General features: G+C 53.9%; 20 protein-coding genes. 4 read left to right on the plus strand and 16 right to left on the minus strand.

Features of this window, described 5'->3' with window-relative positions; translation table 11 throughout:
- Positions 1–14 precede the first annotated feature (14 nt).
- The 9 genes from NST26_RS20205 to NST26_RS20245 form a co-directional block, all read right to left on the minus strand.
- Positions 15–656 carry a DUF4004 family protein gene (locus NST26_RS20205; protein ID WP_339249233.1) on the minus strand — a complete coding sequence of 214 codons (642 nt, stop codon included), beginning with the start codon at positions 654–656 and terminating at the stop codon, positions 15–17.
- Positions 657–826: 170 nt separating this feature from the next.
- Positions 827–2,158 (minus strand): vWA domain-containing protein, encoded by a 1,332-nt coding sequence (locus NST26_RS20210; protein WP_036732982.1) that lies wholly within the window; start codon positions 2,156–2,158, stop codon positions 827–829.
- A 200-nt stretch (positions 2,159–2,358) separates the two neighbouring features.
- Positions 2,359–2,970 (minus strand): 50S ribosomal protein L25, encoded by a 612-nt coding sequence (locus tag NST26_RS20215; protein ID WP_036732979.1) that lies wholly within the window; start codon positions 2,968–2,970, stop codon positions 2,359–2,361.
- Positions 2,971–3,213: 243 nt separating this feature from the next.
- On the minus strand, positions 3,214–4,179 hold the full coding sequence (locus NST26_RS20220; protein WP_339310313.1) for an ABC transporter ATP-binding protein: 966 nt from the start codon (positions 4,177–4,179) through the stop codon (positions 3,214–3,216).
- The gene (locus NST26_RS20225; protein WP_340979689.1) at positions 4,172–5,155 is read right to left on the minus strand and encodes an ABC transporter ATP-binding protein; all 984 of its coding nucleotides are present in this window, start codon (positions 5,153–5,155) and stop codon (positions 4,172–4,174) included. Before NST26_RS20225 ends, NST26_RS20220 begins: the two co-directional genes overlap by 8 nt.
- A 12-nt stretch (positions 5,156–5,167) precedes the next feature.
- Positions 5,168–6,091, minus strand: coding sequence for an oligopeptide ABC transporter permease (opp4C, locus tag NST26_RS20230; RefSeq protein ID WP_339310317.1), 924 nt, complete (start codon positions 6,089–6,091; stop codon positions 5,168–5,170).
- Between the two features lie 13 nt (positions 6,092–6,104).
- Positions 6,105–7,058, minus strand: coding sequence for an ABC transporter permease (locus tag NST26_RS20235; RefSeq protein ID WP_340979690.1), 954 nt, complete (start codon positions 7,056–7,058; stop codon positions 6,105–6,107).
- Positions 7,059–7,128: 70 nt separating this feature from the next.
- On the minus strand, positions 7,129–8,883 hold the full coding sequence (locus NST26_RS20240) for an ABC transporter substrate-binding protein (RefSeq protein WP_340979691.1): 1,755 nt from the start codon (positions 8,881–8,883) through the stop codon (positions 7,129–7,131).
- A 250-nt stretch (positions 8,884–9,133) separates the two neighbouring features.
- Entirely contained in the window at positions 9,134–10,036 is a 903-nt protein-coding gene (locus NST26_RS20245) for an ArsR/SmtB family transcription factor (RefSeq protein ID WP_340979693.1), read from the minus strand.
- Between the two features lie 148 nt (positions 10,037–10,184).
- Here NST26_RS20245 and NST26_RS20250 point away from each other — a divergent pair, with 148 nt between their 5' ends.
- A complete protein-coding gene (locus tag NST26_RS20250) occupies positions 10,185–10,460 on the plus strand; it encodes a GNAT family N-acetyltransferase (protein WP_340979694.1) in 276 nt (91 codons plus the stop codon).
- Between the two features lie 12 nt (positions 10,461–10,472).
- The gene (locus tag NST26_RS20255) at positions 10,473–11,330 is read left to right on the plus strand and encodes a GNAT family N-acetyltransferase (RefSeq protein ID WP_340979696.1); all 858 of its coding nucleotides are present in this window, start codon (positions 10,473–10,475) and stop codon (positions 11,328–11,330) included.
- A 173-nt stretch (positions 11,331–11,503) separates the two neighbouring features.
- On the opposite strand, the gene NST26_RS20260 is transcribed toward NST26_RS20255, so the two are convergent.
- From NST26_RS20260 to NST26_RS20275, 4 genes are all read right to left on the minus strand, one after another.
- The gene (locus NST26_RS20260; protein WP_340979697.1) at positions 11,504–12,337 is read right to left on the minus strand and encodes a hypothetical protein; all 834 of its coding nucleotides are present in this window, start codon (positions 12,335–12,337) and stop codon (positions 11,504–11,506) included.
- On the minus strand, positions 12,286–12,738 hold the full coding sequence (locus NST26_RS20265; RefSeq protein WP_036732971.1) for a flavodoxin: 453 nt from the start codon (positions 12,736–12,738) through the stop codon (positions 12,286–12,288). Before NST26_RS20265 ends, NST26_RS20260 begins: the two co-directional genes overlap by 52 nt.
- Before the next feature lie 261 nt (positions 12,739–12,999).
- The gene (locus NST26_RS20270; RefSeq protein WP_036732967.1) at positions 13,000–13,365 is read right to left on the minus strand and encodes a VOC family protein; all 366 of its coding nucleotides are present in this window, start codon (positions 13,363–13,365) and stop codon (positions 13,000–13,002) included.
- A gap of 105 nt (positions 13,366–13,470) precedes the next feature.
- A complete protein-coding gene (locus tag NST26_RS20275) occupies positions 13,471–14,289 on the minus strand; it encodes a helix-turn-helix domain-containing protein (RefSeq protein WP_340979698.1) in 819 nt (272 codons plus the stop codon).
- Between the two features lie 280 nt (positions 14,290–14,569).
- Between NST26_RS20275 and NST26_RS20280 the strand changes: the two genes are divergently transcribed.
- Positions 14,570–15,433, plus strand: a complete 864-nt coding sequence (locus NST26_RS20280; RefSeq protein WP_340979699.1) for a class I SAM-dependent methyltransferase — start codon at positions 14,570–14,572, stop codon at positions 15,431–15,433.
- A gap of 3 nt (positions 15,434–15,436) precedes the next feature.
- Positions 15,437–16,183 (plus strand): RluA family pseudouridine synthase, encoded by a 747-nt coding sequence (locus tag NST26_RS20285; RefSeq protein WP_036732959.1) that lies wholly within the window; start codon positions 15,437–15,439, stop codon positions 16,181–16,183.
- Between the two features lie 47 nt (positions 16,184–16,230).
- Here the strand turns inward: NST26_RS20285 and NST26_RS20290 are convergent, their stop codons facing one another.
- From NST26_RS20290 to parE, 3 genes are all read right to left on the minus strand, one after another.
- On the minus strand, positions 16,231–16,674 hold the full coding sequence (locus NST26_RS20290; protein ID WP_036732955.1) for a MarR family winged helix-turn-helix transcriptional regulator: 444 nt from the start codon (positions 16,672–16,674) through the stop codon (positions 16,231–16,233).
- Positions 16,675–16,852: 178 nt separating this feature from the next.
- The gene (gene gyrA, locus NST26_RS20295) at positions 16,853–19,294 is read right to left on the minus strand and encodes a DNA gyrase subunit A (RefSeq protein WP_036732953.1); all 2,442 of its coding nucleotides are present in this window, start codon (positions 19,292–19,294) and stop codon (positions 16,853–16,855) included.
- A 387-nt stretch (positions 19,295–19,681) separates the two neighbouring features.
- Complete coding sequence (parE, locus tag NST26_RS20300) at positions 19,682–21,664, minus strand: DNA topoisomerase IV subunit B (RefSeq protein ID WP_036732950.1); 1,983 nt, start codon at positions 21,662–21,664, stop codon at positions 19,682–19,684.
- Positions 21,665–21,710 lie beyond the last annotated feature (46 nt).

The following is a 21,710-nucleotide window of genomic DNA, read 5'->3' on the forward strand; positions in this document are numbered from 1 at the left end:
TACTGTTCCTTACTCTATAAGCCGTCTTCAGTCAAACGTCTATTCAGTAGTTCCGCCAGATCGGCAGAGCGAAGCCTGCTCACCAGCCGTACCCCCTCTTCGAAGGCCAGCCCCGCTCCCGGCAGTGCCATAATGAAGAAGCTAACCCCCATCTTCCGCAAAAAAAACAGCTCCCACCCCTTCTCCCCGTACCCCGGCGCATGACTCTCCAGCGTCTGATAGAGCCGGTCTGCTTCCTCCCAGCTGAGCTCCCCCTTACTGAGCAGCCAATCTGCCGCAAATACATTAAGAATCTGCTCGAAGCTCAGCGGTAAGCCCTCGGCCTCCGGTCTCCCGAACCGCTCCAGACTACCCGCCGAAACAATGTTACGTTCCTTTAGCTGGGATACAGTTAAGCTGATTCTGTACGAGGATGCCGGCTCTGACAGCTGATCCGCCAATTCATCCAGGGAGAGATCATCCTTTTTCTGTAAAATATGCTGCACCCGCCCCAAAATCCGCGCCCGCGGAAAAAAGGTCTCTTGTCCCGTAAAGGTAGATTTGCGGATGAACCATTCCTCAGGAATCAGCTGCTTCCGCTTCCAGCGGTACAACTGCCCGTAAGAGATTCCTGTCTCATCGAGCAGCTCCTTTTTGGAGATTAAATCCTCTTCCATATCACCACTCCTTGCGCTCATCGTAACATAACACTGTTACGTTGTAAACTGACAAGCTGCCTAAATCGCTCCCCTCCCGTGCAACAGCGCCTCCTCCTATCCACTCCTTCATAAAAAACAGAGCAGACCCTAGCCCTTACCGGCTTTGGATCTGCCCGCTATACTTCATTCTATGAACGCACAACGCCCTTCTGCCGGGCTTCACGCAGCCATTTCGGGTACTCGTTGAACAGCCGGTCATACAGGTCCTCATCGCTGACCTCGTCCAGATCATCCAGCGCGAAGAAATCGGCATTATCCACATAACGGCCCCGCAGATCGTCAAGCTCACGGAGTACGCCATAATCCGCATTGCCCAGTCCCACAAACTGCCAGAAGATATTATGCTTCGAGCTCTGGATCAGCAGCTTCGATATTTTGGGCGTCTCATAGATGCCCCCGTCGCTGAAGAAGACCACATATACCGGCAGGTCGCCCGGCTCCTCCTTCGTATATTTCTTGATCAGATCCGCCATAACCACCGGCTCATTGTTCCCGATGCCCAGTCCCCCGAACATCTTCGGTCCCGGATAGGTCCGCTTCACATAATCCTCATATCCGTGTTCATTCACGCTTGGCATTCTCTTACTCTTAGTGGCGAAGAACCAGACATCCAGCATTCCGTCATCATCCATCTTGGCAGCCACAGCCAGCACCCGTTCAAAAGCCCGCTGCACGACTCCCTTCGCATATAATTGCGCCATGGAGCCAGATGCATCGAACACCACGGCCACCCTTGCCTTCTCCTGGTCAAGATTCTTCTTGCGCAGTGAAATTCCGACCTGCTGCTTCAGGAGATCAATCTTCGTCAAATTCAGGGCAGGCCGGGGAGCCTCCTCCTGGACTGCTTCCTTAGGAGGTCCGCTGTATGCAGCCGCTGCTTCCGTATGGCCTGACACCGGTTGAGCCTCTGCTCCGCTGCCGTGCTCCGGCGCTTCGTCTTCCACCTCGACCCCGTGCGCTTCCGCCAGCGGCTTAAGTCCGCCATGAAAGCCCCGTCCAACCGCGCGAAGCTTGAAGCCCCCGCCATGGCGGTACAGCTCTGCCAGCACGAGCGAGGTCTCGGCGTTACCGTCCATAATTTCATATACCAGCTCCGTACCCTTCCCCGCCGCGCTGATTCTGCAGCCTCTGACATCGGCGAAGGTTCCGGGACCGTCCAGCGTAGCCGCGAAGACGCATTTATCAATGCCCGAGGCGCTAAGCGCACGCAGATCAATGGCGAATTCCCCGCTGTATTTATCGATAGGATTGAATACGACCGTGTGCTTAGGATCAGCTGGCTGATTATAAAAGATAAAGAAATCATCGGACGGAACCTTCCCGTTCCCGCCCACCATGAAGCAGCTGATATCCAGAATCGCCGGAGAACTGCTGCAGGATATCTTCACGGTTGCCTGGGTGGAAGCCTCGTCCAGCTTCGCATTGGAGCCGCTTACCAGCTTGATTATATTAGGATTCATGAATGCACTCTCCTACTCTCATATGTAATACCAGGATGTACCAGATTCCGCTTCCGCAAAAAGGAGCAGACCATTCCCTGCTAAGGATATGTCTGCTCCTGGTTGATCAAAGATTATGACTCTCCATATACAGCCGTTATCTCAGGCTGTCTGCGGAGTTCTCTGCATATAGAGATGCGATGGCTACAGCCAGAAAAGTCTTATTCTTCAGACTTCTCAGCTTCGGCTGCTTCCTCAGCTGGTGCGGCAGCAGCTTCATCAGCCGGCTCCTCCATCACGAGCGGAGGCGAGATCCGCACGATCAGCGTATCTTCAGGGGTAAGGATCTCCCAGCCTTCATGCTTAGGCAGATCGGACACCAGCAATTGATCACCGATATCGAGGCCGCTGATATCTACTTCGAGGTTTGCTTCCAGCTTGTCCGGCAAGGTCCGGATATCCAGCTCATACAGCTCCACCTGCTGCACGCCGCCGCTCTTGACGCCGATAGGATCACCTGTGAAGTGGAAGGCTACCTTGGTATCCAGATCAGCCTTCATGTCAATCTGCTGCAAGTCTACATGAAGCAGCGTACGGGATAACGGCTGGCGCTGCACTTCCTGAATAACCGCATTCTTCGAGCCGGAGCCCGGGAATTCCACCTTCAGGATGGCACGCGGATTTTTGCCGAGAATATCATTAAGTGTTTTGGCATCTGCTGAGAAGGACTGGGTATCTGAACCTGCACCGTAAACTACAACCGGTACAAAACCTTTGCTGCGCTGGGATGAATTCGATCCGGATCTTTCAGTCAAGCGTACTGTGGTATTCATGATATTTCCTCCTAATAGTTTTTTGAGCGCTACGCCCTTCGTTAAGAAAGCCGGGCAAGTTGCCGGGGGCGGCGTACGCCAAGTAGTGTCAGCATAGCTGCATTAAAAAACAAGACCAATTAGCTCTTATGTCTAATCAGTCTCTTATTAACCATATTTGCCCGCTATGGAATCAGTATAGCACCGGGAAAAGAACAAGTCAAAATAGGGTAAAATTCAAATCCAATCCATATTTATAAATGATTACGCTAAATGACAGGCCACCAAATGCCCCGCGCCAGCGTCACGCAACAGCGGAATCTCAGCTCTGCAGACCTCCAAGGCGAATGGGCAGCGCGTATGAAATTTACAACCGGACGGCGGATTCGCCGGGCTTGGAATATCCCCTGTCAGCACGATGCGTTCCCGCTTCAGCCGGGGAACCGGCACCGGAACAGCGGACAAGAGCGCCTTCGTATAAGGGTGCAGCGGATGCAGGAACAACTCATCCCTTGTGGCAGTCTCCACAATTGATCCTAGGTACATTACACCTATCGAGGTGCATAAATGCTCCACTACGCTAAGATCATGGGAGATGAATAAATACGCCAGCCCTTTGCTCTGCTGCAGTCTGCTGAACAAGTTAATAATCTGCGCCTGGATCGACACATCCAAGGCCGACACCGGCTCATCTGCGACAATCAGGTCCGGATTCAGGATCAGCGCCCGGGCAATCCCGATCCGCTGGCGCTGGCCGCCGGAGAATTCATGCGGAAAGCGGTCGATATGATACGAGGATAGCCCGCAGGCCTCCAGCGCCTCCAGCACCAGGCTTCTGACCTCTGCCTTCGTACATAACCCATGGTCCAGCAGCGCTTCGCCTATGGCGTCGCCGATCCTGATCCGGGGATTAAGGGCACTGTACGGGTCCTGGAAAATAAGCTGCATCTGCGGCCGGATCAGCCGCATCTCCGCAGCAGACAGGCTGTGAATGTCAGTGCCCTTGAACCGGACCTCTCCGTCGGTTTTGTCCGTCAAGCGCAGAATGGTCCGCCCTACGGTGCTCTTGCCGCTGCCGGATTCCCCGACAAGGCCGAAGGTCTCGCCCGGACGGAGTGTGATGCTGACATCGTCTACAGCCTTAACATGTCCCGCCGTGCGGCCAAGCAGGCCTTGCTTCACCGGAAAATACTTCTTCAGATGCTTCACTTCCAGCAGCGCTTCAGACATATAATTCCGCCTCCTCATACAGCCAGCAGGAGACCTTCTGCCCGTTCCCGGTCTCCTTCAGCAGCGGCTGCCGGGTACGGCAGACCGGCATACAATGCCCGCACCGGTCATGAAAATAACAGGAGGGTGCAAGCTCAAGCGGACTTGGTACCTGCCCGGGAATGGAATAGAGCTCTTCCAGACGCTGGCCCATCACAGGCTTCGACTTCAGCAGCCCCCGTGTATATGGATGCTGCGGGTTCTGGAACAGCTCCACCACCCCGCCCTCTTCAACAATCTGCCCGGAGTACATCACGATGACATAATCCGCCATCTCGGCCACAACCCCTAAGTCATGCGTAATCAGCAGGATCGACATCCCGGAATCTTCCTTAAGGCCGCGCAGCAAGTCCAGAATCTGCGCCTGAATCGTCACATCCAGAGCTGTGGTTGGCTCATCGGCAATCAGCAGCTTGGGGCTGCAGGAGACCGCTATGGCAATCATAATCCGCTGAAGCATGCCGCCGCTCAGCTCATGGGGGTAGCTGCCCATAATCTGTTCCGGACGGGATATCCCGACCTGGGTGATCAGTTCAATTGCACGGCTCCGTGCTTGCTTCTTGTTCATCTTGAGATGTACAGACAGCGGCTCCATAATCTGCTCGCCAATCTTCATGACCGGATTAAGCGAGGACATCGGCTCCTGAAAGATCATCGCAATCTCATGGCCGCGGATGCTGCGCAGAGAATTTTTGTCCAGCCGCAGCAGATCCTCTCCCTGGAAACCGATACGGCCCCCGGTAACTCTGCCGCCAGGCTCCTCCACCAGCCCCATAACCGACATGGCCGTGACACTTTTCCCGCAGCCGGATTCGCCGACAATGCAGACCGTTTCACCTCTCCCGATCTTGAAGCTGACGTTATCCACCGCCCTTACGGTGCCTTCTTCCGTGAAGAATTCGGTGCTTAGACCGTCTATATTCATTACAGGCTCCATTGATATGGCCACCTACCTCTTCTGTTTAGGATCAAGGACGTCTCTGAGGCCGTCACCAAAGATATTAATCGCAATCACCGTGGCAAAAATCGACAGTCCCGGCGGAATCCACAGCCATGGCCGGTTCTGGAAATCAAGAATGTTGTTCGCCGCGTCAATCATATTGCCCCAGGTCGGAGTAGGAGGCATGACCCCCAAGCCGAAAAAGCTTAGGACGGATTCACTGAGAATGGCACCGCCGATATTCAGCGTAGCCATAACGATCAGCAGCGGAACAATATTAGGCAGCAGATGGTGCAGCAGCTTCCTGCGGTCGCGCAGCCCCAGCACCACAGCCGCCTGCATGAATTCGCGTTCCCGCAGGCTTAGCATTTGTCCCCGCACCATTCTTGCCAGCCCCGGCCAGTTCACAATACTCAGCATCAGCATAACGATATACATCCGGTAATCCGTCGGAATCTTCCACTCCGAGAGCAATGCACCGAAGATGAAGAGCAGCGGCAGACCGGGAATGGTCATCAGCAGATCGGCAATCCGCATAATGATCTGATCCAGCAGCCCCCCGTAATAACCGGCAATGGCACCCAGCAGCGACCCGAGAAATACTGACAGCAGCATGGAAGCAAGACCTACGGTGAGGGATATGCGTCCGGCCTGCATCACCCGGGTCAGAATATCCCGGCCCAGCGCATCCGTGCCCAGCCAGTGCTTCAGGCTCGGGGGTTTATTCATGAATGCCATGTTGATTTTGTTATCGGTATAGGGCGAGAAGAACGGACCGATGAAGCATAACACAAACATAAAGACAACCACCGCGAACCCGGCAACGGCCAGCTTATTGTGCATAAGCCTCCGCAAGGATTGCCGCATTAGGGACGATTTGCGCAGTCCGGGGCGGATTCCCTCTATTTCTTTTACTCTGATATCAGTTGCCATGAGAACTCCCCTCCTATAACCGGACACGCGGATCAGCCACCCGGTACAGAATATCCGATAGCAGGGTGCCGATGACGGTCAAAATAGCCAAAAACATGGTGAAGCCCATCAGCAGCGGATAATCCCTTAACCCGAAGGACTTCATATACAATTGGCCGATCCCCGGCCAGTTGAAGATCTGCTCGATAATAATCGAGCCTCCGAACAGGGCAGGCAGCTCGAAGCCAACCAGCGTAATTGCCGGTAAAAGCGCATTGCGCAGCGCATGGGAGAACAGCACCTTCCGCTCCTTCAACCCTTTTGCACGGGCCGTCCGGATATAGTCCTGCTTGAGTACATCAATCATATTGCTGCGGAAGTAGCGGGTTAATGAACCCAGTCCAAGCAGCGTCATCACAATGACCGGCAGCGTCATATGCTGCACGACTTCCTTGAAGTAGGCGAAGCCTGCCGCGGTGCTGCCCGTAGACGTCATCCCGCCCGGCGGCAGCCACTTCAGATCCACAGCCATAATCTTGATCAGGAACAGGCCGATGAAGAAGGACGGCAAGGACATAGCAGCGAAGATCGCAATCATCACCAGCGTGTCGAACCAGGAATATTGCTTATAGGCAGAGATGACACCGATTATTACTGCGATAAGCCAGGTGAGGAACGTGGAAACAGCGGCCAGCAAAAAAGAATTCCAGATATAATCACCAAACAGCTGAAGCACCGGCTTCTGCTGGGCAAGTGAATATCCGAAATCCCCGTGGAAGGCATTGCTCATCCAGGTCCAGTAGCGTTCCAGTACCGGCTTGTTCAGGCCGTAGATCTCCCGCAGCTCCGCTTTGCGTTCTGCCGTCAGCTTGATGTTCCCGGTAATGAAGTCCCCCGGTGTAAGGGCATAGAGGCAGAAGATCAGCAGCGAGGCGGCAAAAAGGATGATCAGCATATACAGCATTCTTTTAGTCAGATAAGTGCTCATGTATGGCTCCTTAGGATTCATCCCCCTGCCTGCCCCCGCCTTGTGACGCAGACAGGAGATGAATCATTCGTTATTTCAGAGTCCAGTTCGGCAGACTGCCGGCAAGACCGATGAACGGGCTGACCGAGAGATTCTCAATGCGGCCGTTATAGGCGTATACCGTTTTTTTGTAATTGGTAAAAATGACTGGCAGCTCGTCGTTGAATAGCTGATACAGCTCTTTATAGACTGCTTTGCGCTGTTCAATATCCGTGGTAGCCAGCGCTTTGTTGTACAGCTCAGTAAACTTCGGGTTGTCATAGTCCGTGATCTCACCGTCGAAGAACTGCATGAAGCCATCCGCCGGATCGGTCAGCATGCTGGTAGAGAAGGAGACGAGATCATAGTCCCCGCTCTCTGTCTTTGAGACCAGCGAGTTGAAGTCGGCGAAGATCTCCGGCTGGAAGTCGATGCCGAGCGCCGCGAAGTTCTCTTTGGCGACCGCGATGAAGATGTCTGAGCTCTTGCTCTTGCTGGCCAGATAATGGATGCTGAGCGGCTTGCCGTCCTTCTCGCGGATGCCCCCTGCCCCTACCGTCCAGCCGGCTTCATCCAGCAGCTTCTTCGCCTGCTCAGGATCATATTTGTAAGGATTAATGCCTTCCTCAGTATAGGACCAGGAGATCGGCGAAGCAGGAATGTTGGCTATTGCCCCCGCGCCTTCGGCTGCGTCCACATAGATGCTCTGCCGGTCCAGCCCATAGACAATCGCCTGTCTGACCCGCTTATCCTTGAGCTGCTCATGCTTCAGGTTAACCTGCATATAGCCATAAGTGCTTGGGGTATACGGGAGAATATTGACATAACCGAGCTCTTTCAGCTTCGTGATATTTTCTTCTGTTGCAGGAAAAGAGGCATAGTCCACCTCACCCGTCTCAAGGAACTGCCAGGCATCCCCTGAGGTGGTTTTGTAGATAAAATGTTCTGTCTTAGGCTTGCCCTTGAAGTAATTCGGGTTGGCAATCAGCCGGACCTCTTGTCCGGGAATGAACTTCTCCAGCGTATAAGGGCCGTCGCCCAGCGGTTTCTCATGAAGCTTCTTGATGTATTCAAGCTGGCCGAATTTGTAGTCCTTGCCATAATAGGCCTTGGACAGCACATTGGAGCCCAGAGTCACCAGCGCCGTGGCATTGGGCTGCTCCAGCGTAACGGAAAGGGTCTGCGGATCAATAATCCGGATGCCTTCCACCGTCTTGGCCGTTCCGGCCTTGTAAGCCTCCCCGCCCTTCACCTTCAGTGAGGGAAGCGAAGAACCGCCGTCATAGGCTTTGTCATACTGGAGAGTCCAGGTGAATGCCACATCCTCCGCCGTGAGCGGCGAGCCGTCGCTGAACTTCAGATCTTTGCGCAGGTGGAACGTATATGTAAGCTGATCGTCCGATACCTCCCAGCTCTCGGCCAGCTCTGGCGTTGGCACCCCTTTGTCATCCACCGTCACCAGCGATGCATAGAGCAGCGAAGAGACATTACCGTCATAACCGCTCTCCTGGAAGTAAGGCGTGAAGGCACCGCTGGGATCGGTAAGGCCTACGATGATGGTATCGGTGCGTTTCTGCGCGGCTGCCGGCAGCTTCGTAAGGTCGGTTGCAGTAAAAGGCTCATTAAGCGCACCGGCAGGCACCACCTCTGGGGACGAAGTGGCTGCTGAGTTGGTTGAAGCACCCGGAGCAGAGCTGGCAGGAGTGGCTGTGGATGCTGCTTCCGGGCTACTGTTATCGGAGCAGGCGGACAGCAACAGCGAAGCTGTCAGGAATAAGGAGGACAACACAAACGTACTTTTTCTCATAACATCATCTCTTTTCTCACAATTTATAAATTCTAATAATTCCTACCCACTAAGTATGAATAAAGACCGATAGTTCACATTATAGAAAGTAAAGTCTGTTCTGTAAATAGAGAACTTAAAAATAATTCTCCAGAAGAAGAATTGAATTAGTGAATCACAGCAAAAAAAGCCAAAATCTTCTCCTTAGTTGAGAAGACTTTGACTTCTGGTTTGACGCTAAAGCAAAACTGAGAATATAAGCTGTCCGCTGTTATTTCAGATACTCTGACAGCTGCTCATTCATCTGCTGAATGCCCTCCATCCGCAGACTGTACGCAATGACGTTCTCGCCCTCGATATAAGCATTCAGCAGACCAGCACTCCGCAGACTTGTAATGTGATCATGAACAATTCCTTTGGACAGACCTGCCTGCCTGGCAATCTCCGTGAACGATTTGCGCTCACCGCCCAGCGATTTGAGAATTCGGAGCCGGCTCTTCTCGCCCAGACTGCGTAGTGTCCGGTGCATGACAGGTGAAATCTCTTCTTCCGGCACCTGGATTCTTGCGGCATAATGACAGATCGTCAGGTCACCGAAGTTATACAGGATATTAATCGGCTGAAAGTGGAACTGCGGAATCAGCACCAGCCTGCGCAGACCGCCGCCCGGCAAGAAAAAGAATCCGTTCGTTGTCTTGTTCACAAATTCTGCAACCGGGCTGCCTGTGAGCATCCCCCTCTGATCCTCAGCATGCTGCTGCAGCTTGTCCATGATCCCCGGATTGCAGCTGCTGAAGTATTGCCGGTTCCACTCCGACAGCAGGAAGACCATGCGGCTGCGGTATAGCTCCATTTGTACGGGGAAATTACTTACATAACCTCCAAGAGTCTCGTACATCTCCCCAACGGGCAGGCCTTCCAGCCAATCCAGCACACTGCTCACACTCTTTTTGTCAGGACACAGATGGATCAGCAGATTAAACAGCTTCCAATCATTATCCAGCTCCGTCTCCTCTAATACTTCCAGCAGCTCCGGGCTCAAACGGCCTGACACCTCCGCCGCCCAGGACATGCCGAGATCTATCTTTTTACTCCCCTTCTTGCAGATGTACGTATGTATACTGCTTATTAATTCATATACCGGGTGAAAATGAACCTCTGCCTTGTAATCCATGTCTATACCCCCTGATGCAACTTCTTGTCATTACAGCGTTAATGCCATAATCATATCATATTATTCCCTTATCCTTCTTTCGCTTTCTCGCTTTTTGCCGGGCGGGGTAGTAAAATAAAAACACTATATCCGAATGGAGTGAAGATACATGGAACAGATTGCAAAGGGAGAAGGACGTTTCTATATCGCTGGTGACGGAAAAGACCTGGCTGAGATTACATACAGAACCGAAGAGAACACAGGGAATCTGGTGATTGACCATACCTTTGTCTCCGAAGATCTGCGCGGCCAGGGGGCTGGAGAGAAGCTCGTGCGGGCGGTCGTTGAGCTGGCCCGTGAGCAGAGTGTCAAGATTGTACCAGTGTGCCCGTATGCGGCCCATCAATTCGAGAAGCACGCGGAATACAAGGATGTGCTCAAATAGGAGGAAGAACGTTTGACGAATACAGATACACTGAAACAGATTGAAGAGCTGCAGCAGCGCTGCGAGCAATATGAGGGCATTGCCTTGAAGCTGAACTGGGACATGCTCCGGCATCCAGGAGAAGCAGGCGGTGCGCAATACCTGGTGACCTATGAAAAGGATGTGCTGACCGGATTCATCGGCCTGTACGGTATCAGTGGTGATCTGGAGGTATGCGGCATGGTCCGGCCGGGCTACCGCCGCCGGGGGATCTTCAGCGCCCTCTGGAAGCAGGCAGAGACCATCATCCGGCAGGAAAAAGTGAAGACGCTGCTGCTGAACACACCTGCGGCTTCGGCTTCAGGCAATGCCTATCTGAAGACCTTGCCGCTTGCCTTCAGCCATTCGGAGTTTCAGATGAAATGGGATGGTAAGGGCAGCAAGGTTAGAGCCTCAGAGGCCAGCTCGGCCTCAGGCAATGTCATGCTCCGGCCTGCACGTCCGGAGGAGACGCCTCTACTCATCGCCTTCGACTGCGACGGGTTCCAGATGACCGAAGAGGATGCCGCAGAAATGTATGTGCAGCACGAACAGGAAGGCTCCCAGGAGCATATCATCATTGAGCTCAGCGGCCAGCCCGCCGGGAAAATGCGTCTGTGGTCCGAGGACAACGAAACCTGGATCTACGGATTTGTGGTAGACAAGAAGCTGCGCGGTCTCGGCATCGGCCGGAGTGCCCTGCAGCAGACCATTGAGCGGGAGCAGCGGAATTATAACGGAGTGAATCTGGAGGTTGCGCTGGATAACCCGAATGCACTGCGGCTCTATGAGAGCTGCGGATTTGTCGTTCAGAGCCAGCAGGATTATTACACCTATCCTTTGAACGGCTAGCCTGGCAACGAGTATTTCAAGAAGCATACATTTAGCCCATATGCCTGCGCACCAGCACAATGTATGCTGTTTTTCGCATACAATTCCTAAACAACCCAAAAAGCATCCCCTCATGGTCAATTGCCTTGGGGGAGATGCTTTTTTGACGTAGTCTCTTAACTCATCGTCTGCTTCTACATCAGTCCGTAGCCCCGCACCTGGGCTTCATCTCGGTCGCTGCGGCGGTTGCTGCATTTCACGCAGCCTGCTGCCTGTTCCTCCCGTTCCAGGAAGACAGACAGCAGGCGCACATAATCCAGCGATTCCTGCAGGGGCATGCCTGCCCCGTCATACAGCTGCCTGCGGCCATCCAGCAGCGAGTAGATGGCGATCGTCTCCGCCGGCTTCCCGTAAGCCTTATGGCAGAATACATTCGCCATATGCAGAAATCCGGTAATCACCTGCGGGTCAGCATGTACCATGAATTTCTGGATATTCAGACTGCGTCCCGTAAGCTTCGAATTCCAGGCCAGCTGAAAAATCACCGCCAGCTCAATCTCAAGCTCCCGGACAGGAACATGCCACTGTTCGAACCGCATCACCGGAATCTCTCCAGTGTAACTGCCTGCGACAATCCGCATCAGCTCATCAGCCACTGCCTGCTTGACATCCCAGTAATGCATCAGGGAAGGAAATGCATTGCCCTTAGGCGGCCAGCGGCGCTCCAGCAAAAACTGGACAGGCGTCTCCCGGCGCACCTCGGGCCGCAGACTGTAGTAGTCATTAAGCGTATGTCCGACTGCATATTGAACCTGCTGTCTCCAGCGGGGAAGTCCGGTAGCGGGAGCTCCGCTGCCGGCCGCCTCGGCCCCGCCCAGCATGATGTGCTCCATGCGGTAATCGTTCAGACGTCTGTACCGGCCAGCTTCAGCATCCGGCTTCGTTCCTGTGAAGTCTCCTGCCGCCGCGCCCATCCTTAAGAGACCGCCGCGCAGATCTCGATGAACTGGCGCCCGTAAGTGCGGCAAGCCTCTTTCTCCGCTGCATTCGGACCGTATTCAATCTTCAGGCTGGGCTGCACAATCTCGGCCCCGCGCTCCTTCAGCTTCTCTTCAATCTGATCCACTGCTCCGCAGTAGATCGCATACCCGGTGTCTCCGCTTCCGAAGGCCGCCGCCTTACAGGCGCTGAGATCCAGCTCATCCAGCTCTTCATAGAAATCCAGGAATTCATCCGGCAGCTCGCCGTCTCCCCATGTGTACGCACCCAGCATTACAGCCTCATACGCTTTTATCTCATCCGCATTGCAGTCCATGACCGATTTCAGTACAGCCTCTCCACCTGCCGCGCGTATTCCTTCCACGATCAATTCAGCGATTTCCTCCGTATTGCCAGTCAAGCTGGCATATGCCACTAGCACTTTAGCCATGACTTTTATCCTCCCAGGGTCCAAATGAAATGTATTCTCTATAATCCGGTCCCTTAAGCAGACCGTATCTTACTTACCTTAATACTGTGTTAATCTCATTCTATTTGATAATGATTATCATTGTCAATATTAAAAAAAGCGATTCTGCTCTTAGCCTGGCCATCCTTGCCGTATAACACAAACAGCGCCAGTCCAGGACATAACTGCTGCCCGGAGCTGACGCTGCTCAGTAATCCTATTATCATATGATGTGTGGAACGATTAATATCCGCCTTCCAGCAAGGTAATTGCGTTGCCGTCGGGATCACGGAAATTCATCTCTTTACCGCCGTACTCCATGGTTGCCGGAGGCTGGCAATCCAGTCCTTTCGCCTTCAGCTGCTCATACGTTTCGTCCAGACTGCCGCAGGAGAATACCAGATTAACGGTGCCGGTGGTAAGGTTCTCCCACTTGTCTGCGTTCCATATAATGATGCCGGGCTGGCTGGCGTCTATCGCAATTTTAGCCCCGCCAGCTTCTCCATAGCCCTCGAATGGAACCGGAATGCCCAGTACCTCCGAATAGAATGCTACCAGAGCTACGGGGTCTTTACTGTACAGGTTAATGCCGTCAAAAGCTGTAATCATAATGATATCCTTCCCTTCATTGCTTGTATTGTGATCGGGCTGGTGTCAGCCGTTCTATCCTCATTGTACTTCTGCCTGTATGGCTTGTATTGCAAAAAAACGACATCAGCGCCGGGCATGACTCAGCGCATCCAGCGGAGTTCTGCCTGCGAACTTCTTGAAATTGTTGATCAAATGCGACTGGTGGCTGTACCCGTAGGTGAACACCATATCCTGCATTACGCCCTTCGTCTGGGAGGAACGGTACAGGTCACGCCAGACATTCTGGAAACGGATAAGATCGGCGACCTTTTTGGGCGGAAGGCCGATATGCTGCCGGAACAGCCGTTCAAGCTGGCGGCTGCTTAAGCCCGAGCTGCTCTCCAGGCCCCCTGTCGTCATGATCCCGCGTGATGTAAGCAGCCTGTGGACTGCGTTCATCATCCCGTCACTGCTGCGGTTTCCCCGTTCCAATCTCCGCAAAAGGAAAGCTTCAGCAGCAGCGATGCGCTCAGTCATTGTACGGATATGCTGGAGCCTGTCTCCCAGCTCCTTACGGAAGGTTCTGAAATAATACTCTACCGGAACATGCACATTCAATACCTCCGTCAGCGGCTCGTCTGCGAACAAATGAACGGCCCAGAAGTGAAACCGGATGGCGAAACGCTCTGTCGTAACAGACTGTGCTGCTTGTCCTGCCTCAAACGGAGTGTCGTTAATCCCGCAAAAAATCCCGCCGGACTCCCCTGTCCGCTCATCCCATTCCCATATGATGTCCATGCAGCTATCAGGTATGATAGTCTCCGTCTGCTGCGGCAGCCGGGGCTGTGCTCCTGATCCCCAGTAGCAGCGGATATACGGCTGAAGCAGCCTGCCCGGCAGATACTCGCCGCCCCCGGCCGGATTGGCCGTTATCGGATGATACAGCGCCGAAAGATTATACATCCCAGTGCAGCCTCCTTCCTTTGCTGTAACCTTGTATTCAGATCATACACAATCCCTGTACGAAGCGCCAGAACACCTGCTTTTCGATTGGCCAAGTCCCCTGCTTACCGAATGATTATGTTGCAAAATGATCTGCCCTGCTTTTCCTGGTAATATTATACGCCTCTTGCTTGTTGGCTACACTGGGAATAGTCGCAGCTTTGCAACCATTTTGTTTGTAGCAGCAGGCTTAAATGTTGTACAATAAAGGCTAAATGACTTTTTGAAGGATGGATTAATAATGTATATAGCCAGTGATTGGAAAGACTATGAAGTGATCGATACCGGGGGCGGGGAGAAGCTCGAACGCTGGGGCGATATTATCCTGCGCCGGCCGGACCCGCAGATCATCTGGCCGCTGGCCAGCGAGAGCGCCAAATGGCGGGATGTGCACGGACATTATCACCGCAGCTCCGCCGGTGGCGGGCAGTGGGAGATGAAGAAGACGATACCGGAGGACTGGAAAATCAGCTACGGCAAGCTGAAGTTCCACCTCCGCCCGACGAACTTCAAGCACACCGGGCTGTTCCCGGAGCAGGCGGCCAACTGGCGCTGGATGATGGACAAGATCGCAGCGGCTAACCGGCCGATCTCCGTCCTCAACCTGTTCGCTTATACTGGCGGAGCCACTGTTGCGGCAGCAAGTGCAGGAGCCTCCGTCGTGCATGTCGATGCAGCCAAGGGGATGGTTCAATGGGCCAAGGAGAATATAGCCCTGTCCGGTCTTGCCGACAAGCCGCTCCGCTTCATTACCGATGATGTATTCAAGTTCGTCCAGCGCGAACAGCGCCGCGGCAGCAAATATGATGCTATTATTATGGACCCGCCGTCCTACGGAAGAGGGCCGGGCGGAGAAATGTGGAAGCTCGAATCCAGTCTTTATCCGTTCTTGGAGAGCTGCATGGAGATTATGAGCGACCGTCCGTTATTCATGCTGATTAACTCCTATACGACCGGCATCTCGCCAACCGTACTGCGCAATATGCTGTCAATGACGATGGGCAAGCGCTATGGCGGCAAGCTGAATTCCGGTGAGATCGGCTTGCCGATTACTGCCTCCGGCATGAATCTGCCTTGCGGGATTCTGGGCCGCTGGGAGGCGTAAGCCATGACCGGAACGAATAACGGCGCAGCAGGAGAATCCGGCAGCAGCCCCTCCCGGTTCGAGATTCTATATGAGGACAACCATCTGCTCGGCATTGTGAAGCCTGTGAATATTCCCGTTCAAGAGGATGCTACAGGCGACCCGGATCTGCTGACCCTGCTGAAGGAAGATGTGAAGGAACGCTACGCGAAGCCGGGCAACGTCTTCATGGGCCTGGTTCACCGGCTCGACCGGCCTGTTGGCGGGGCGATGATCTTTGCCAAGACCTCGAAGGCAGCCTCCCGGCTATCCGAGAGTGTGCGCACCCACGCCTTCCAGAAGGTCTATCTGACAGTGGTGCATGGTCAGCTTCCGGGCGCAGAGGCCCGGCTGGAGCATACGCTGCTGAAGGACCCTAAGAGCAATACCGTCCAGGCCGTCCGGGAGGGAACGCCAGGCGGCAAGCAAGCCATCCTTGATTATACCGTGATTGGTACGGCAGAAGGCTATTCGCTGGTGAGGATTGACCTGCTGACCGGCCGCTCCCACCAGATCCGCGTCCAGCTCAGCGACGTTGGATGTCCGCTATATGGAGATCAGAAGTACGGCGCGGCCGTGAACAGACCGGGACAGCAGATTGCCTTATGGTCTGCACTCACCCGGTTCCCGCATCCGGTGACCAAGGAAGAAGTCGAGCTGCTCTCCCTGCCTCCCCGTTCCTATCCCTGGAATCTTTGGACTCCGCAAATGCAAAAGCAGGCTATCCTTTAACGGACAGCCTGCTTTTTTGCATGATCATATAGGTTCTCAGTAGGTGCTTATACGGACTGTACCGAAGCTGCGTCATCCACGGCCGGGGCAACCGCCATCTTGCCCATGAGGTAGAGCAGCAGCTGCTGATTATGGGAGGAAATGGGGTCCAGCGCTTCTGCAAAAAAATCACTGCGGACCTTCAGTCCGCGCAGCGTCTCCCGCTGGCCTGTCTCGGTGATGCTCACCCAGACAATTCTGCGGTCTGAGGCATCGCGTTCACGGACAATCAGATTATGCTTCTCCATCCGGTCAAGCAGCATCGTTACGGCCGCCGGGCTGGTTGCCAGATGAGGGGCCAAATCAGAAGGCTTCATCGCATCACGCTCCTGCAGCAATTCCAGTACGGTAAGCTGGGCATCAGTCAGTGTAGGGGCAAGCTTGCTGTCCATATGTAGCTTATAGTCCTTTAATATCTTATGCCAGATTTTACTGAATTCAGTGGAGTGCACACTTATTCCTTCCTTTCCTGCGGATCTCTATAAGGTATATTTACTTTTTCGCCAGAAAAATTCCAAATCCTTCAAGGCCAAAAAATAAAATCATATCTGCAATTATTCCCCCCAAAATTAAAAACGCGGGCAGCCCGTTACTCTGAGCTGCCCGCGCCGTTCCATGCGGTATTATATTTTACTTGACTGCCTGAAAAAGAATGGCGATCTCGTCCTTCTTCTCGACAGCAACCAGCTGCTTGCCTGTAGAACGGCGTTCAGCAATCGGTGCCGATTCGGAAGAGAAGGAATGTACCGCGCCGCTCTGGGTGATGGCGGTCACCTCCAGCGGCTCCTTGCAATAGAATGCGCCTGCCAGCCTGCTGCCGTTCGGGCGGACACGCTTGCCTTCCTTGAACTCGAAGGTTGGCATCCCTTTGCCTCCGCGGCTCTGTGAAGGATAATCCACCATCAGGGAGCGCTTGGCATAACCGATGTCGGATATAGCCAGGATCTCGCCTTCATCCTCACTGACCCAGAAGCAGGAGACCACCTCATCTCCTTCACGGAGCTGAATTCCCCTAACTCCTGTGGCCACCCGGCCCATAGGATTCACTTCATTCTCACGGAAACGGATGCTCATGCCCTCACGGGTAATCAGCACGATGTCCTTGTCACCCCTGCTGTGCGCCACTGTAATGATCTCATCGCCTTCGGCCACCTTACAGGCGGCAACGGCTCCGGAACGGCTTGTAGAGTACTCCTTGAGCTCGGTACGCTTCACTTGCCCCTTGCGGGTGATGAAGACCAGACTGGCCAGCGGGTCCTCCAGGTTGCCGACCGGCAGTACACTGACGACACTGTCTCCCTTATTCAGTCCGATCACGTTGACGATGGCCGTCCCCGGATCTTTCCATTTGAACTCTGGAATCTGATGCACAGGAAGCAGGAAGTATTGACCCTTGCGGGTGAAGACGAGCAGGCTCTCCCGGGTATTTAGATCCAGCAGCTTGACGATATGATCGCCATCCTTGACGCCTGAAGAGTGACGCTCCCCGCCCGAACGGGTGAAGGACAGCATGCCGGTCCGCTTGATATAGCCGTCCGCAGAGAGCGCAACCAGCACATCCTCCGCATTGACCAGAACCTCCATGTTAACCTTAAGCTCCTCTACCTCTCCCTGAATCAGGGAACGGCGGTCGATTCCGTATTTGTCACGGATCTCCAGCAGCTCCTTGCGGATAACGGTAATCAGCTTCTTGTCGCTGTCCAGAATCCCCTGGAGCACAGCAATCCGGGCCAGCATCTCATCCAGCTCCTTCTGCAGCGAATGAATCTCCAGATTGGTGAGACGGTAGAGCTGCAAGGTAAGGATAGAATCAGCCTGTCTTTCGCTGAAGCCGAACATCCATACCAAGTTATTCTGGGCATCCTGGCGGTTCTTCGATGCCTTGATGGCAGCGATCACTTCGTCCAGAATGTTCAGCGCCTTGACCAGTCCCTCTAAGACATGGGCACGGTCCTCCGCCCGTTCCAGATCGAACCGGGTACGGTGAGTGACCACTTCCCGCTGATGGGCAATGTAGGCTTCAAGGATCGCTTTGAGCCCCAGCTGCTGCGGAGCCTTGTTAACGATGGCTACCATGTTGAAGTTGTAGGTGACTTGGAGGTCGGTTTTTTTGAGCAGATAGGCTAAGACGCCTTGTGCATCTGCCTCCTTCTTCAGCTCCACCACGATGCGCAGGCCCTCACGGCCGCTCTCATCGCGGACCTCGGCGATCCCTTCAATTTTTTTCTCCAGACGGATGTTCTCCATGGAGGTCACCAGGCGTGACTTCACGATCTGGAAAGGCACCTCGGTGATCACGATCTGCTGCTTCCCGCCGCGCAGATTCTCAATCTCCGTCTTGGAACGCAGATAGATACGGCCTTTGCCGCTGCGGTAAGCATCCATAATGCCGTCTCCGCCCATAATGGTTCCGCCTGTCGGGAAGTCCGGCCCCTTGATGAAGGTCATGATATCCTCAAGCGCAATGTCCGGCTTCTGCATGACCGCGATGCAGGCGTCGATGACTTCCCGCAGGTTATGCGGTGGAATCTCAGTGGCGAATCCGGCCGAGATCCCGCTCGTTCCGTTCACCAGCAGATTCGGATAACGGGAGGGAACAACCACCGGCTCCTTGGCAGTATTATCGAAGTTGTCCTTGAACAGTACGGTGCGCTTCTCAATATCGCGCATCATCTCCATGGCAATCGGAGACAGACGCGCTTCTGTGTAACGCATCGCCGCCGCCGGGTCATCATCCATGGAACCCCAGTTGCCGTGTCCGTCTACCAGCACATGCCCCATCTTCCACGGCTGTGCCATCCGCACCATCCCGTCATAGATCGAGGAGTCCCCGTGGGGATGGTAGTTACCCATGACATCACCGACGGTTTTGGCTGACTTGCGGTATGGCTTATCCGGCGTATTGCCGGAATCGTACATGGCATACAGAATCCGGCGCTGCACGGGCTTCAGCCCGTCGCGCACATCGGGGATCGCCCGGTCCTGAATGATATATTTGGAATACCGGCCAAACCGGTCACCCACGACCTCTTCCAGAAAAGCCGGCAAAAATTGCTCTGATAAACTGCTCATATCCTCTTCACCTTCTGTTCCTCATTCTGTCCGCGTTTTTAAAGCTTGATGATCTGACCGCTGCGCTCTTGCGTTATTGAATTCAAAAACCAAACAATATTTTGATAACAGGTAAGATCGTAACTGCGGTGATTTTGGACTTCCGGCCGCTGTTGTATTTAGATTTCTGATTCATAGGCCTAGCGGATGAAATCTAAATACAAAGGCGGACGCTGACGCTCCTACAGTTCCAAAATCCCCTCCGTTACTTTCCCTTGTATCAGTTTATCAAAACATAGTTCACAATCCATTGAATTCAAGAACCAGCCGCTATCGCTTAAACAGATCATCAAAAAATTAAAAACAGCGGAAGGTATCGTCACTTCCCACTACTACTTACGATCTTTGTTACTCCACGATCTCCGTGAAGTCGACGTTCTCGACAATCCAGCGCTTGCGCGGGTCGACCTTATCGCCCATCAGCGTGGAGACGCGGCGCTCCGCCTTGGCGGCATCCTCGATCTGCACCTGAAGCAGCGTACGCGAATCGGGATTCATCGTAGTCTCCCACAGCTGGTCCGGGTTCATCTCACCCAGTCCCTTGTACCGCTGCAGCTCGAAATTCTTCCCGAATTCCTTCAGATAATTCTGCAATTCCTCATCGCTCCAGGCATAGCGGACCGTCTCCAGCTTGCCCGATTTACGTGTCAGCTTATACAGCGGCGGCTGGGCGATATAGACCTTGCCGGCATCGATCAGCGGCTTCATGTAGCGGTAGAAGAAGGTCAGCAGCAGCACCTGGATATGTGCGCCGTCCGTATCGGCATCGGTCATAATGATGATTTTGGAATAATTGCTGTCCTCCACGGCAAAATCAGGCCCGATTCCCGCACCGATTGCTGAAATGATCGCCTTGTATTCGTCATTCTTCAGGATATCCAGCAGCTTGGCCTTCTCGGGGTTCATCGGCTTGCCCTTCAGCGGCAGGATCGCCTGAATCTTGGAATCCCGGCCTTGCTTCGCGGAGCCACCGGCTGAATCGCCCTCGACGATGAAGATCTCGGTACGTGTAACGTCCTTGGACTGTGCAGGTGACAGCTTGCCGCCCAGGTTCGAGCTCTCACTGCGCTTCTTGCCGCTGCGGATCTCATCACGGGCCTTGCGGGCCGCTTCACGGGCCTTGGAGGCCTGAATCGATTTTTTGAGCAGACTCTGTGCAACTTGGGGATTCTCTTCCAGGAACCGCGCCATCCGCTCAGAGACGATGAAGTCCACGGCACTGCGGGCAGATGCGCTTCCGAGCTGATCCTTCGTCTGTCCGACAAACTCCACATCCGACATCTTGATGCTGATGACCGCCATCATGCCTTCGCGCAGATCATTGCCCTCCAGATTCTTATCCTTCTCCTTGAGCAGCTGCGTGCGGCGGGCGTAATCATTCAGCACACGGGTATAGGCTGTCTTGAAGCCTGTCTCGTGTGTTCCCCCGCTGCGGGTAGGAATGGAGTTGACAAAAGAAGCGATCGTCTCCGTATACCCCGCATTATACTGCAGCGCGATTTCCACCTCAATCTCGTCCTTCTCGGAGCTGAAATGAATTACATCGTGCAGTACATCCTTGCCTTCGTTAAGGAATTGCACGAACTGGCTGGCGCCGCCTTCGTAGAAGAATTCATCCTGACGCCCGCTGCGCTCGTCGCTCAGATTGATTCTAAGCCCGGAATTCAGGAAGGCGATCTCCTGTACCCGTTCTGCAAGCGTATCATAGTTGAATGAAATGCCCGCAGCGAAGACGCGAACATCCGGCTTGAAGGTAATCTTCGAACCGGTCTTATTCGTATTCCCCAGTATCTCAAGACCGGTCACTGGCTCACCGACATGTTCTTTTCCGCTTTTGTCGACCCAGTATTCAAAGCGCTGACGGTGAATCTTGCCCTCGCGGTAAATCTCCACTTCCAGCCACTCGGACAACGCATTGGTTACTGAAGCCCCGACCCCGTGCAGGCCGCCCGACTTCTTGTAGCCGGAGCCGCCGAATTTGCCGCCTGCATGCAGTATAGTGAATACCACCTGCGGCGTTGGGACTCCTGTCTTGTGCATTCCGGTCGGTATTCCGCGTCCGTTGTCAATAACGGTCACCGATCCGTCTTTACGCAGTGTAATATCAATCTTCGAGCAAAACTTGGCCAAATGCTCATCTACGGCATTATCTACTATTTCCCATACTAAATGGTGCAGACCCGAGGAACTCGTACTGCCAATATACATGCCGGGCCGTTTGCGGACCGCAACCAGACCTTCGAGCACCTGAATGTCGTCAGCATCGTATCCAGTCCGGCCTGCTTCGCCGTTCTTAGAGACTTTTGCAAACATATCGATCTGTTCGAGCATTCATGCTCCTCCTTCACTTGTCTTCCTGTCTCTCTAAAAATGCAAA

Source organism: Paenibacillus sp. FSL R7-0128 (genome assembly GCF_038002245.1).
Taxonomy (GTDB): Bacteria; Bacillota; Bacilli; order Paenibacillales; family Paenibacillaceae; genus Paenibacillus_AQ; species Paenibacillus_AQ silagei.

Coding starts and splice junctions, on each gene's coding strand:
- NST26_RS20205 (WP_339249233.1), bottom strand. CDS start 656: ATGGAAGAGGATTTAATCTCCAAAAAGGAGCTGCTCGATGAGACAGGA.
- NST26_RS20210 (WP_036732982.1), bottom strand. CDS start 2,158: ATGAATCCTAATATAATCAAGCTGGTAAGCGGCTCCAATGCGAAGCTG.
- NST26_RS20215 (WP_036732979.1), bottom strand. CDS start 2,970: ATGAATACCACAGTACGCTTGACTGAAAGATCCGGATCGAATTCATCC.
- NST26_RS20220 (WP_339310313.1), bottom strand. CDS start 4,179: ATGTCTGAAGCGCTGCTGGAAGTGAAGCATCTGAAGAAGTATTTTCCG.
- NST26_RS20225 (WP_340979689.1), bottom strand. CDS start 5,155: ATGGAGCCTGTAATGAATATAGACGGTCTAAGCACCGAATTCTTCACG.
- opp4C (WP_339310317.1), bottom strand. CDS start 6,091: ATGGCAACTGATATCAGAGTAAAAGAAATAGAGGGAATCCGCCCCGGA.
- NST26_RS20235 (WP_340979690.1), bottom strand. CDS start 7,058: ATGAGCACTTATCTGACTAAAAGAATGCTGTATATGCTGATCATCCTT.
- NST26_RS20240 (WP_340979691.1), bottom strand. CDS start 8,883: ATGAGAAAAAGTACGTTTGTGTTGTCCTCCTTATTCCTGACAGCTTCG.
- NST26_RS20245 (WP_340979693.1), bottom strand. CDS start 10,036: ATGGATTACAAGGCAGAGGTTCATTTTCACCCGGTATATGAATTAATA.
- NST26_RS20250 (WP_340979694.1), top strand. CDS start 10,185: ATGGAACAGATTGCAAAGGGAGAAGGACGTTTCTATATCGCTGGTGAC.
- NST26_RS20265 (WP_036732971.1), bottom strand. CDS start 12,738: ATGGCTAAAGTGCTAGTGGCATATGCCAGCTTGACTGGCAATACGGAG.
- NST26_RS20270 (WP_036732967.1), bottom strand. CDS start 13,365: ATGATTACAGCTTTTGACGGCATTAACCTGTACAGTAAAGACCCCGTA.
- NST26_RS20275 (WP_340979698.1), bottom strand. CDS start 14,289: ATGTATAATCTTTCGGCGCTGTATCATCCGATAACGGCCAATCCGGCC.
- NST26_RS20280 (WP_340979699.1), top strand. CDS start 14,570: ATGTATATAGCCAGTGATTGGAAAGACTATGAAGTGATCGATACCGGG.
- NST26_RS20285 (WP_036732959.1), top strand. CDS start 15,437: ATGACCGGAACGAATAACGGCGCAGCAGGAGAATCCGGCAGCAGCCCC.
- gyrA (WP_036732953.1), bottom strand. CDS start 19,294: ATGAGCAGTTTATCAGAGCAATTTTTGCCGGCTTTTCTGGAAGAGGTC.
- parE (WP_036732950.1), bottom strand. CDS start 21,664: ATGCTCGAACAGATCGATATGTTTGCAAAAGTCTCTAAGAACGGCGAA.